A 12,983-nucleotide genomic window follows, 5' to 3' on the forward strand; every position below is an offset into this window, starting at 1 on the left:
AAAACAGTACCATGTTGAAGAGATCCCTTTTTTACAACATTTAAAAATAAAAATATGGCTATAAAAATAACTGATGACTGTATCAATTGTGGAGCCTGCGAACCGGAATGCCCCAACTCAGCCATTTATGAAGGTGCCATCGACTGGCGTTGGCAGGATAAGACAAAACTTTCGGGTCATATTACTTTCCCGGATGGTACAGAAGCAGATGCCGGAGTTTATAATCAGGCGGTTTCGGATGAAGTATATTATATTGTATCCGGAAAATGTACGGAATGTAAAGGGTTTCATGAAGAACCGCAATGTAAAGCGGTCTGTCCGGTAGATTGTTGTATTGATGATCCGGACCATAGAGAAACAGATGAAGTACTGTTAGACAGGCAAAAATTCATGCACGGAGCTTAAAACTATCAATCACAATAGTTATTCTATATTTAAATTAACCACATAGAATATATAGTTTTTTCAGAATCCTGAAATTCAATATATTCTATGTGGTTAATATTGTTTTTTTGATTTCTCTTACCTATTTTCCTTTAATCTCATTATAGATCTTTTGGGTAAAAGGAGTTTCAATAGTAAGCTCTTTTCCATAATTTAAAATGGCTCCGGCAAACAATTCCAATTCGTTTTCCTTTTTCCCGGAATGAATATCCAGCTGTAAAGATGTTGGAGTTTCAAAAGGAAATGTACACGCTTTTTCAAATGTCTTTTCTATAATATCTTCAGGAAGTGGAATTTCTTTTTTATCAGAGATCAGTTTTATCTCCTTCATTATTTCTGTTGCTTCATTTTTTTGCTGTTCATCAGTACATACTGTTCCAATGGATGAATTATGCTTTGCTGTTACCAGCCCGAAGCTTGCAATAAAGAAAAACTTTGTCCATATATCTGCCAAAGAATTATCCTTAAAATCAAAATCTATTTTACTCTCATGAAGCAAATCTGTTATCCATGTTATATCGCTTGAGAAATGCTCAGGATCCCTTCCTACAAACATCTTTCCAGCTTTACCTTTATGTTCCACAGTTCCTCTTTCTTTAATATGAGAAGCTACATAAATACAAGTTGGCAAAATAATATGATCAGGAAGTATTCTTCGGATTCTGTCATAAATATCTGCACCATTCATCATAGGAAGCAATACGGTATCTTTAGTAATAACTTCTGCAAGTTGTCTGCAAACATTTTCAAGATCGTATTCTTTAACGCAGATCAGGACAAGATCAGGATTTTTAAGCTCACTGATATTTTCCACAATGGCATTAGGATAAGTTCTATCGTTTGGATGCTCAGGGGAAATAAGAACTAATCCGTTTTCTTTTACTTTATGATAGGTTTCTCCTCTTGCTACGAAAGAAACAGTATATTTTCCGGAGACTTCATTCTCCTGATTGATTTTAAACCCAAAATATCCTCCTACACCCCCTAATCCTACAACAACAATATGTTTTTTATTCATGAAATTATTTTTGACAAAGATGAATGACATATTTTAATCTATCACTTGACAAATGAAAAGAAATGATCATTTAAATCTAAAATTATAAAAAGGAACCTGATTTTTTTCTTAAACGCAATGGAAAATAAGATATTTTTTATAATGCTTTATTTACGAGCGCAAGGGCACTTCGTTCAGCAGAGAATATCTACTTATAAAAATCTTAGCTTAGTGAAACACCATTGCTAACGGATATAAAGTTTACAATCCAAATCTCTGCGAGCTCTGCGTTTAAATCAAAAATTATAGGAAATTACTAGGCTGACAGTAACTTCCAACTCCCATCTTCCCACTTCCATACATTACTTATTAATATCCCTTCTGATTCTACTCAGTGAACTGTCTTTTATTCCAAGATAAGATGCAATTACCTTTAAAGGAACATGCTGAAAAATATCAGGATCTTTCTTCATTAAATTAAAATATCTTGTGGAAGCCTTCTGACTCGCCATTTCAATCAGCCTGTCATGAATATTGTAATAATTTAATACAAAAAGGAGCCTGCTAAATTCTCTAAATTCAGGAATATTATGAAAATTATATTGTACATTTTCCAAACCAGTTTCCCAAAAGGTACAGTCTGTAATGGTCTGATAAATTTCTTTTGTAGGTTGTTGCCTGAAAAACGATAGAAAATCATTCACAAAACAAGGTGCTGCATAGATATTGGTTGTAATTTCTTCATTATCTTCATTTAAAAGATAGGAACGAACATAGCCTTTTTCCAGAAAATAAGTCTTGGTACTTACGGTATTCTGATCCAGCAAAATTGTATTTGACTTTAAATCAAAATGATTGAAGCTTTCTGTAATTTTTTCCACCACTTCATCTTTTATACTGAATAAAGAATGAAAATAATTATTAATTGAAGATTTATCCATTGAAAATGACAACGCTATCTGTTTTTAGCCGTCTAAAATAGGGATAATTCCGGGAATTTGGATTAAAATATAAATCGAAGGTCTATCAAGTAACTTCCCAACAAATCTTCGATTTTTTCTTTTTCATACGAAGGAAATAGGTTATCTTAATTTAACTGCTTTCGTTGCGATGAAGGTGGGTAAATATTGATCAATTAAAAATCTAGGATGGGGCTGCATTTCCTCTTCAAAATCTTCTATAAGAAAGCCTGCTTTTAACTGCCCTCCAATGAGATCAGAAAGAGTATGCCCGAAAACCAATGCTTCCTGATTTTCTATTTTTCTTGTCATCTGTTCCTTGCTTAAATCTTTAATATCAGCATAAGGCAAAGTATATTTCGGTCTAATAATTCCGTCTGCTATATCCTGAGGATTACGATCTGCAATAAAAACAACAGGATTGAAAAAACTTGCTAGTAAAGTCCCTCCTTTTTTCAAAACCCGATATGCTTCTTTCCAGACAGGATTTACATCTTCCACATAATGGTTGGATATGGGATGAAATACAATATCGAATGATTCATCTTCAAAAGCGCTCAAATCTCTCATATCGCCCTGAACCGTTTTCAAAGATAATCCATCACGATCTGCTACATGCTCATCCTGTTTCAACTGTTCTTCCGAAATATCAAAAACCACAACAGAAGCACCTACTGCCGCCAATACAGGAGCCTGTTGCCCTCCAGCAGATGCCAGACATAAAATCTTCTTACCTCTTACATCTCCTAGCCATGCTTTATTTAAAGGTTTTGGGGTAAGATGAACTTCCCATTTTCCATCCTTTGCATCATTGATCAATTCTGTACTTACTGCTTGAGACCACTCATTCTGTTCCAAAGCCTGTTTATTCCACGCTGATTCATTATGGTGTAAAAAGTCAATTTTTTCTTCTTGCATATTCTTCTTCTTTTTCATGAGACATTATAAAACATTTTGCCATGTATTATCTGGTTCAAATATAGAGACTTTGCTATTCATCAATAAGAAGAAGACTATTCATTTTCGTGAAAAGAGCTGATAAATGGCATCATTTAATTGATAAACCTCTATAAAAACATAGCAATAAGAATCTTATTTTATCCTGATTACCATTTAATTGTAACAAAGCCAAATCATTCTCTACTAATTGATAAACAGAATAATATGAAAAATCTTTTTAACCAATTGAAAAAATTGAAAGCGGAAGAAGTTTTACCGTTTTTAATTGAAAAATCTAAAAACAATCCTACTTTCGGAATTGTATTGATTGCCATTTCAGCCTTAATGATATTTACAGCTGGCAAAAGTTTTGGAAGGTTCTTGTATTTAATTTTAAATTAATTTCAGATAAATTTAAAGAGATCCCTCTAAAAAATATCCCTTCTGAATATTCTTTATATTTGGCAGAGAAAACAAATTATAAACATGAATAACCTTATATTAGAATCTGAACGACTTACACTACGTGCGTTCAAAGAAAGTGATATTCATAATGTACATGAAATGTTGCAAAAACCTGAAAGCACTGTATTCAATCCCTCTTCTTATTCTAATGATAAAAACGAAACCCAAAAGCTGATCAACACCTGGAAATCGGAAGCTGAAGCTGGAGAAAACCGGAAAAAGTTTACTTTCTTGATAGAAACAAATAGGGATCATACATTTGTAGGTATTATTGGCATTGATATTATTAAACCTCATTATAAAAATGCTGAAACTTGGTATAAACTCAGTCCGGAAATCTGGGGAAAGGGTTATGCAACTGAAGCACTTGAAAAGATTATTCAATTTGGTTTTGAAGAGCTAAAACTGCATAGAATTGAAGCTGGTTGCGCTATTGATAATATCGCCTCTTATAAAGTCATGGAAAAATCAGGGATGATAAGGGAGGCTCATCGCAGAAAACTTCTACCATTAAAAAGTGGTTGGAGTGATAATTATGAATATGCTATTCTTGAAGAAGATTATTTTTCAAAACTTAAAATCATTCATTAAACATTATACATTGTTTAAAATCAAGATTTTAAACAAACTTTATTCACATTAAATTATCACTTGTAATATCGTAAGTGATAAAAAAATATCTCATATAGGAAAATCATTTTTTCAACATTTTTATAAATCAAAAAAAACAAAAAGCGGTTCAAACACAAACAACAAGTACTTAATTTACAATATTTTACACAACAAAACATTAAAGAAAACAAATACATTTAGTCGATTTTAGAAAGGAAATTCAGTCCTGATTTTGAACATTTTTAAAAGGTTTTTAGTAAGAATAAAGACTGTTAAAAGGCGTAAATTTGCCCTATCGATGAAGAAGTCTCTTTACATATCAATTACTTTTATGCTTGCTCTGGTACTAACAACAATGTTGGGATGGGCAAATAACAAAAAAAGTAATCTTCATGTAAATTCTTCACAAGATCAAATTGGATTAAAAGCTTCCGAAGCACCTCAACAGCATGATACTTTACTCATAGCCTCTATTGCAGAAAATGATTTAGATCTTGATAAGACCTTTTTTGATTTACCTTTTACCCTTTTTGAAAGGTTTTCTTTTCTTTGGGAATCAAAATTAAATTCTACGATGATGATAAATTCTGTTTCGGAGTTTGCTCATCAGTATCACCTTCCCAAATATCTTTTATTTCATAATTTAAAGATCAATATTCCTTTATTTACAACAAAAAAATAAATCTGTAAACACTATATTATAAGTACTTACAGTAAATTCTCATTAAGATTATCTGAAAATCCCGGATAGTCAGTCTCACCATAAAAATACATAAGCTATGCATGAATTAAGTATAGTGAAGGATATTTTTGACACTTTGGAAGAACATTATGACGCCAAAGTAGAAGATATTCAGCAGGTTCAGGTAACGGCAGGATTACTTTCCAACGTTCAGCCTGTTCTTATTCAGAATGCATTTGATGCATTTATTACGGATCACCCGTACTATCGGGAAATGGAGCTGGAAGTTCTCGTTAATGACATTATTGCCCACTGTGATCATTGTAAAAAAGATTTTCAGGTCAGGTACCACAAATTTGTCTGTGATGATTGCGGAACTCCTTCTGCCAATATCGTTCAGGGGAACGAACTCTTTATTTCAAAAGTAATTTTTAAACAAAAAGAACATTAATATGTCAACAGCTAATCCAAAAAGTTTAGGAAACCGTGTAGGTTCCGTTCAATGTGATAATACCACTCTTCATTTATTAAAGGCTAATGATTTTGTAGCCAAAGCCATCAGAGACCGTTTAAAAGATGTTTGTGTGATCAATGTCTGCTCATCTCCGGGATCAGGAAAAACAACCCTGATGCAGGAAACCGGAAAACGTCTTGCTGAAGAACTTAATATTTCAATTCTAGTAGGAGACCCTGAAACAGAACGTGATGCGATCAGAATGCGTGAGGTAGGAATTAATGCCTTACAGATTGTGACTGGTGGAATGTGTCATATTGAGGCTCAGATGATTCTACAGGCATTGGACCATATTGATCTTGAAGGTGTTGATTTATTATTCATCGAAAATGTAGGAAACCTTCTTTGCCCGTCTGCTTTTGACCTTGGTGAGGATTACCGAGTGACTCTTCTCGCTTCTACTGAAGGAGACGATAAACCTAAGAAATACCCGCGTATGTTTTTAACGAGTGAACTGATGCTTGTTTCCAAAGCAGATTTACTTCCATACGTTCCTTTTTCTGTAGAAGCCGTAACAAAAGATGCCCATGAAGTGAATCCGAATCTTGAAGTAATGACCATCAGCACTTTAAACGGAGACGGAATTGATGAATGGTGTAATTGGCTGAAAGAAAAAGTAAAATTAAAAAAAGAAAGCGCTGCTAAAGAAGCTTAACATGAATACCATACAGCCAATCGTAATTGATGAAGTGAAAACAGCGATCAATCTGAATGATCGTCATTCTGATGTCTTGGAACTCGAATGGTTTGAAAACAAAAAACAAAAACTGACCCGGACTACCAACTCCGGGCTGGTTTTGGAAATGAGACTGGGAAATTTGAAGGAATGGCAACAGGGAGATGAATTATACAGCAACGGAAAATTAATAGCTTCGATTCATTTCAAGCCATGTTTGACCATATGTTTTCCAGCAAAGAATGATGCCGAAGCGGCAGACTTCTGTTACTTTATCGGAAATCAGCATCTTCCGGTTTTTCTGACTCAGGGGCAATCTTTTGCAGTTCCTTATGACGGACGTTTGTATGAACAGCTTTCTTTTAGATATGGAGAACGCATTCAGCTTACAGATTCCCAGCTTTTATCCAATCAATCATTACGTTATCTGGCAAAAAACAGAGTACATGAAAATTAAAAACCTATTCATTACAGGTCTTTCTGTAATCATATTAATATTACAAAGCTGTAATCCTAAAAATTCAAAAGAAACCTCATCTAATGTAGCAGTTACAGCCACAGACAGCAGAGGTAAAACGATTACTCTTCCTCATGAAGCAATGCGTGTGGTTATTTTGTACAACGCCCTTGTTGATGATGTTTATATGCTTCAGGCTGGTGAAAAAATTGTAGGAATTCCACAACAGATCTATGAAATGGAAGACACTTACAGTTTTCTTTCCAAGCTTGATGAGCGTATTAAAAATAAAAGCATTGCTACTCCTACTTTTGGCGGACAATCCAGTAATACTGAGAGTATTGTTGGGCTAAAACCTGATTTAGTCCTGACCTTCAATACTGATGAGGACAATATCAATCAACTTGAAAATCTGGGAATTCCGGTATTTACTTTTTCTTCTTTAAATGACGAAAAAATCCTTGATGAATTAAAAAATGCAGGAAAATTACTTGGAAAACAGAAACGTGCAGAAGAAATTACAGGATATGTAGCAGAAGAAGTAAAGAAAATGAGAGCCTCACAGGCAACTTCTCCTAAGAAAATCTATTACGCATGGTCTAAAGGGCGAATAATGTCTACCTCAGGAAAAGGAAGCCTTATTGATATGGCAATCACTCTGTCCGGAGCTCAGAATGCATGCCCTGTTCCCGTAGAAGCACCCAACATCAGTGCAGAAACTATGTACAAATGGAACCCGGACCTTATCATTTTATGGAATTCAAAATTATCGGATGTATACAGTCTTAAAGAACTGGAAGCACTTCCTGCTGTAAAAAACAAACAGGTATTTGTAATGTCACCATCATTTCCATATGATCCGCATACAGTGAAGTTCATGTTATTTGCCAAGCAGCTTCGTCATTGGTGCATGCCTGAATATACTCAGGAACAACTTGATCAGGATGTAAAAAAAGCATTTGAAATCATCTACGGAAAAAAAGGACTGATCTGATGATGAAAAGTTTTAAAACCTTATCCCTTTTAATCATATTACCTGTCCTATTGGTGTTTATTTCACTGATTATAGGTTCCAGCCAGAATATTGGTTTTGGGGAACTTTTTCATCATATCGCCCTGGAATTGGGAATTTCAAAAGATGAAGCGGTGTTACAGGGAAGTCTGCATACTATTTTGTGGCAGGTTCGTTTACCCAGAATTGTTCTTACCTTTCTGGTGGGTGCTTCCCTAGCCTCTGCCGGCGGTGTTTTGCAATCTGTTTTCAGAAACCCGATTGTTGACCCTTTTACCTTAGGAATCTCATCCGGTTCTGCCTTCGGAGCTGCATTAGCAATGCTTTTTCCTGTAATGGCAGTGAATGTTTCAGCCTTTATTTTTGGAGTTGCAGCTGTAGTGGTCACTTATCTTGTATCCTACGCCGGAGCTAAAACTTCTATCGTAAGTATGGTACTTTCAGGAATGATTGTATCTGGAGTATTTACCGCATTTCTGACGGTTCTTCAATACCTGAGCGATCCTTATAAATTACAGGCAATTGTACAATGGACAATGGGAAATCTTCATACGGCTTCATGGCAGAAAGTTCATACCGCTGTATTTCCAATCCTTATCGGTTTATCTGTGATTGTTATCCTTCGCTGGAAGCTCAACCTTTTAGCTTTAGGAGACCATGAAGCAATGGCTGTCGGAGTAAATCCTACCGTATTGAAACTTGTATTGATGGCAGTCGCTACAATGATTACGGCTTCATCCGTTGCCGCTGTTGGGGTTATCAGTCTATTTGGATTGATTGTACCTCACATCAGCAGAATGATCTTCGGACCGAATAACAATATTACCGTTTGGGCGAATATCAGCATTGGAGGTGCTTTTTTATTACTGATTGATGACTTTTCCCGTACTGTAATGCCTTTTGAAATTCCCATCGGTGTATTTACCATGATCATCGGAGCCCCTATTTTCATCTATTTAATGCGCAGAAATGCAATCAACTGGAACTCATGAACACAATGATTAGTATTGAACAGCTTTCTTTTGATTATGGAAAAGAGCAGGTACTGAAAAATGTAAATGCAAAATTTTCAAAAGGAAAACTATCCGTTATTCTGGGAAGAAATGGAAGTGGTAAATCTACTTTATTTAAAATAATTGCCGGACTTGAAAAAAACTACAAAGGCAGTGTATGGATTGCCAATAAAGAACGCAAAAAGATCAAAATTGGTCCTTCCTCTCCCGTTCGTCTAGGATTTTTAACTCAGTTTCATCAGACTACTTTTCCATTTAAGGTTTTTGATGTGATATTAACCGGACGGGCTTCTTTTTCAAGATTTTCACCCCAAAAGAAAGATTATCAGGAAGTAGAATCTATTTTAAAGAAGTTTAATTTGATTCATTTAAAGGATAAACCTTACACATCCCTTTCCGGGGGAGAACGTCAATTGGTACTATTGTGCCGCGTATTGGTTCAGAAACCAGACGTTCTCATGCTGGATGAACCTACCAATCATCTGGATCTCCATTATCAAGTCGCTGTTTTGAAAGCCATTCGTCAGTTGGTTCATGAAGGAACTACAGTTTTATGTGTCATGCATGATCCCAACCTTGCTTTTCAGTTCGGAGATGAATTTTTTGTGATGAATCATAATGAATTGGTCCCTGTTCAATCTTTAGAAAAAGGTGAATTGAAACAGCTTCTCGAAGACACTTATCAGGTTCCTTTACTGGCTTTGGATCATCAGGAAACTCCCATGTTTGCACCTCAATTAAAATAAAAAATATGAAAAACAACGAAGAAATAACGATTTCTATGGTAGAAGATTATCACGTTTTTGAAGTTCTTCCTTATGTGATGGAATTCAGACGTCAACTCTACCCTTTACTTGATCCTTTGATCGTTCCAAAAGATCTGGTAAATTTTGAACAAAACTATCTGCACGCTCCTACCGGTGCTTTTTTACAGGCTCGGACAGCAGATAATAAACTGATTGGCGTTATCGGAATGATGCCTTTTGACTACCGTTTCCCTCACCTTGATATTGATGAAAAAACTACTGTGGAAGTGGCAAGATTATTCGTCAACCCGGAATACAGAAGAACCGGAATAGCTACCCGGCTCTTTCAGGAATTATTAAAAACAGCTCAACAAAAAAATATAAAACGACTATACCTTCATACCCATCCCTTTCTTCAGGGAGCCTATGATTATTGGCTAAAACAAGGTTTTAAGCTTTTGAAATCCTGCTATGAAGGTACATACCCAACTCTGCATATGGAACTTATGATTCCGACAGAACAATAAATAATACAAAGCGTAGAAGATACAATGAAGCACATAACCAAAAAAATATTATACATTAACGGTATAATGCTCTTACTTCCTTTTGCCTTATCAGCACAGGAAACTCATCCTATTTTCGGAAAAATTCTGAATCAGGAAGGTAAAATAATTTCCAATGCCATCGTTTCCATTAATCACGGAAATTCTACCATAACAAGTAAAGATGGGCAATTTCAGTTTGAAACTCTTTTTCAGTATCCGGCTCAATTAACAGTGGATGCAAAAGGATATTCCAGTTCGGATATTACGCTGGATTCCCTTTCTTATGATGATAAAAACGGAATTATCATTCGTTTGGCAGAACATCAGACCAATCTTCAGGAAGTTCTGATTACAGCCCGCAGAAATAATTCTTATTTAACCAATAATCTGGAATTAGGCGGAAAGTTTTCTGGTAATCTTAAAGACCTTCCACAATCCGTTTCTATTGTCAGCAGTGAATTTATGGAAGACAAACAGGCTTACACAACCCGTGAAGTCGCACAGGATCTTGCCGGAGTAACTACAGCATCTTCTTATGATGACCTTATTATCAGAGGTTTCAAAAGTGGTTATGAAACAGGAATACGCCTTGTCAACGGATTACGTTCAGGTTACAGCTATGGAAACAGTTACTATCGTTCACCCTTAACGATCAATCTGGAAAGTGTTTCTGTTTTAAAAGGTCCCGGAGCCTCATTATTCGGAGATGTTACGCCAGGAGGAACAATTAATATGGTCACTAAAAAGCCTTTAGACAAACAAAAAGGTTCAATTAACTTCTCTGTCGGTAGCTTTCAGACTATCCGTACAAATATTGATCTCACAGGACCTCTGGATAAAGAAAAGAAAATCCTTTATCGTTTAAATGCAGGATATGAAGACAGTAAAACTTTCCGAAATGTCAATCAGCAGAAAAACTTTATGATTGCTCCTTCATTTACCTTCAAACCTTTTGATGGAACTCAGGTTGATATTGATTTGGTATATGATCAGTTTCACGGATATCTGGATCGTGGAATGGGATTGAGAAACAATGATTTTTATGCTTTAGACCGTTCTTTTACCTTAAGCCAGCCATCAGATTTTTATAATACCAAAACCTTGTCATTTAGTGCTCGATTGAGCCAACGCTTGACGCACAATCTTTCTTTGAATGCAAGCTATATGAAATCAATCTATCAGGAAGATGTCAATGAACACAGAACGCTGAACAGTTACGCCGATGCTCCCAAAAACACCATTATGAATATGCGTTTCTTTGACCGTCACGGAAAAGATTACACTGATAATTCCGTAGTATACCTGAAATGGGATCTTACCGGTCATAAAATAGAAAACCACATTGTGGCAGGAGTAGACTATGCTCAATATGAAGGTGACAACAATAATCAGCAACGTGAAGCAAGACAACAAAAGATAGACGGAAAAATTGTTCCTCTGACCTTTGATCTTAACAATCCTACTTATACCACTCATGATCTGAGTAATTATGTATGGCTACCACAGGGAAATTATCCTTTTTTAAGCCCATATAAAACAACAGGAATCTATGTACAGGATCAAATTTCATTTGCGGACAGATTAAAACTTATAGTGGGATTACGCCATGAACATTATTATTCCGAAACAGTAAGTAGTAAAGACCGTTTTAGCGCAACTCAGAATGCATGGCTGCCACGTATTGGGTTAACTTATCAGATCAATGATCAGATCAATTACTTCGCAAGCTATTCCCAGGGATTTGCCCCAGTAGGTGCGAATTTTATCCAGAATTATCAGGATTACGGAGCTGAAAAACCTTTCACAGCAGAACATAGCTTCCAGATTGAAACCGGTCTTAAAACCGGATTTTTCAAGAATCAATTACAAATGGATTTATCCCTTTTCCAGATTGAACGTCAAAATATGCTGATTGCTACAGGAGAAATCAGTACAACAGGTTTCCCGGTATACAGACAATCAGGAGAAGCAGTCTCAAAAGGTGTGGAATTGGATATTCGCGGACAGCTGACCAAAGAGTTCCAGATTATGGGAAATTACACTTACAATCACACTGAAGTAAAATCCTCCTCTATTGCTTCTGAAGTAGGACAGGCATTACCCGGAGCGCCAAAAAATATGGCAAGTATGTGGTTAAAATATGTATTCTCTACTTCAGCTTTAAAAGGTCTTGGATTTGGTGCCGGAGTATATTATGTAGATACAAGACGTATGGATAACAGCATTGGAAAAGACAGTAACGGAACTGCCCTATGGGGAGAATGGCCCTCTTATACTACGGTAAATGCTGCTGTTTATTATCATATCGGAAAAATGAAAATGGCAGTGAATGTCAATAATATTTTTGATAAATACTATTTCCTGGGTGGTTTTGATTACACAAGAGCATTTCCGGGAGCTCCTAGAAATGTAACAGTTTCTGTGGGGTATTGTTTTTAAACTTATTTTTAATCTTGATAGAGCCTGGGAAGTTTTTTTACAACCCGGGCTTTTATTTTGTACATAAAATGTTATGCTGACAAACACAAAGTAGTTATTTTTTTAGATGGTTTCTGTCTTAACACACGAGGATTTTACCTGCTATAAAATTGTTTTTTTTAATTGCCACGAATGCGCGAATTCTTTGATATGTTTTTAATACTTACTATACAATAAATTCTATTCTATGTGGTAAAAAAATAAACCGCATAGATTTGTATATAAAAATAATTCGTGCATTAGTGGCAAAAATTTTGAAAGTGAAATTGATATTAAATTGCTTTTATTTGATGAGAGGATGAAACATCAAAAAGAACAAAGACTTTTAATGAATACGTTTCATTGATGTTCTTAGAATATTGTTTTTAGCTTAACTAATTTATAGAATATTCTATCAGTGATTAGGTCTATTTTTGTACTTTTAATAGCTATAAAGAATAT

The 12,983-nt window shown here is 35.3% G+C and carries 15 protein-coding genes; 12 read left to right on the top strand and 3 right to left on the bottom strand.

Annotated features, from left to right (window positions below; all coding sequences use genetic code 11):
* The first annotated feature begins 54 nt into the window (after nucleotides 1-54).
* Nucleotides 55-405 carry a 4Fe-4S dicluster domain-containing protein gene (locus tag BW983_RS13545; protein ID WP_065394100.1) on the top strand — a complete coding sequence of 117 codons (351 nt, stop codon included), beginning with the start codon at nucleotides 55-57 and terminating at the stop codon, nucleotides 403-405.
* A gap of 121 nt (nucleotides 406-526) precedes the next feature.
* On the opposite strand, the gene BW983_RS13550 is transcribed toward BW983_RS13545, so the two are convergent.
* The 3 genes from BW983_RS13550 to BW983_RS13560 all read right to left on the bottom strand — a co-directional run bounded on the left by BW983_RS13550 (nucleotide 527) and on the right by BW983_RS13560 (nucleotide 3,318).
* Complete coding sequence (locus BW983_RS13550; RefSeq protein ID WP_076552657.1) at nucleotides 527-1,462, bottom strand: ketopantoate reductase family protein; 936 nt, start codon at nucleotides 1,460-1,462, stop codon at nucleotides 527-529.
* Between the two features lie 341 nt (nucleotides 1,463-1,803).
* On the bottom strand, nucleotides 1,804-2,322 hold the full coding sequence (locus tag BW983_RS13555; protein WP_228409008.1) for a Crp/Fnr family transcriptional regulator: 519 nt from the start codon (nucleotides 2,320-2,322) through the stop codon (nucleotides 1,804-1,806).
* A 201-nt stretch (nucleotides 2,323-2,523) separates the two neighbouring features.
* Nucleotides 2,524-3,318: a class I SAM-dependent methyltransferase gene (locus BW983_RS13560; protein WP_076552658.1), complete on the bottom strand. Its 795-nt coding sequence runs from the start codon at nucleotides 3,316-3,318 to the stop codon at nucleotides 2,524-2,526.
* Nucleotides 3,319-3,564: 246 nt separating this feature from the next.
* Between BW983_RS13560 and BW983_RS24050 the strand changes: the two genes are divergently transcribed.
* From BW983_RS24050 to BW983_RS13615, 11 genes are all read left to right on the top strand, one after another.
* Entirely contained in the window at nucleotides 3,565-3,741 is a 177-nt protein-coding gene (locus BW983_RS24050) for a hypothetical protein (protein ID WP_167369989.1), read from the top strand.
* An 84-nt stretch (nucleotides 3,742-3,825) separates the two neighbouring features.
* On the top strand, nucleotides 3,826-4,395 hold the full coding sequence (locus tag BW983_RS13570; protein WP_076552447.1) for a GNAT family N-acetyltransferase: 570 nt from the start codon (nucleotides 3,826-3,828) through the stop codon (nucleotides 4,393-4,395).
* Nucleotides 4,396-4,714: 319 nt separating this feature from the next.
* Nucleotides 4,715-5,098 (top strand): hypothetical protein, encoded by a 384-nt coding sequence (locus BW983_RS13575; protein ID WP_139329277.1) that lies wholly within the window; start codon nucleotides 4,715-4,717, stop codon nucleotides 5,096-5,098.
* Nucleotides 5,099-5,195: 97 nt separating this feature from the next.
* A complete protein-coding gene (locus tag BW983_RS13580) occupies nucleotides 5,196-5,549 on the top strand; it encodes a hydrogenase maturation nickel metallochaperone HypA/HybF (RefSeq protein ID WP_076552449.1) in 354 nt (117 codons plus the stop codon).
* 1 nt (nucleotide 5,550) lies between these two features.
* Nucleotides 5,551-6,267, top strand: a complete 717-nt coding sequence (gene hypB / locus BW983_RS13585) for a hydrogenase nickel incorporation protein HypB (protein ID WP_076552450.1) — start codon at nucleotides 5,551-5,553, stop codon at nucleotides 6,265-6,267.
* A 1-nt stretch (nucleotide 6,268) separates the two neighbouring features.
* Complete coding sequence (locus BW983_RS13590; RefSeq protein ID WP_076552451.1) at nucleotides 6,269-6,745, top strand: urease accessory protein UreE; 477 nt, start codon at nucleotides 6,269-6,271, stop codon at nucleotides 6,743-6,745.
* Nucleotides 6,735-7,739 (top strand): ABC transporter substrate-binding protein, encoded by a 1,005-nt coding sequence (locus tag BW983_RS13595; protein WP_076552452.1) that lies wholly within the window; start codon nucleotides 6,735-6,737, stop codon nucleotides 7,737-7,739. Before BW983_RS13590 ends, BW983_RS13595 begins: the two co-directional genes overlap by 11 nt.
* Before the next feature lie 2 nt (nucleotides 7,740-7,741).
* Entirely contained in the window at nucleotides 7,742-8,749 is a 1,008-nt protein-coding gene (locus BW983_RS13600; RefSeq protein ID WP_076552659.1) for a FecCD family ABC transporter permease, read from the top strand.
* On the top strand, nucleotides 8,746-9,516 hold the full coding sequence (locus BW983_RS13605) for an ABC transporter ATP-binding protein (RefSeq protein WP_076552453.1): 771 nt from the start codon (nucleotides 8,746-8,748) through the stop codon (nucleotides 9,514-9,516). The genes BW983_RS13600 and BW983_RS13605 overlap by 4 nt, the downstream gene beginning before the upstream one ends.
* 5 nt (nucleotides 9,517-9,521) lie before the next feature.
* The gene (locus BW983_RS13610; protein WP_076552454.1) at nucleotides 9,522-10,043 is read left to right on the top strand and encodes a GNAT family N-acetyltransferase; all 522 of its coding nucleotides are present in this window, start codon (nucleotides 9,522-9,524) and stop codon (nucleotides 10,041-10,043) included.
* Nucleotides 10,044-10,067: 24 nt separating this feature from the next.
* Complete coding sequence (locus BW983_RS13615) at nucleotides 10,068-12,503, top strand: TonB-dependent receptor (RefSeq protein WP_076552455.1); 2,436 nt, start codon at nucleotides 10,068-10,070, stop codon at nucleotides 12,501-12,503.
* Nucleotides 12,504-12,983: the final 480 nt, after the last annotated feature.

This window comes from Chryseobacterium ureilyticum, assembly GCF_900156735.1.
Taxonomy (GTDB): Bacteria; Bacteroidota; Bacteroidia; order Flavobacteriales; family Weeksellaceae; genus Chryseobacterium; species Chryseobacterium ureilyticum.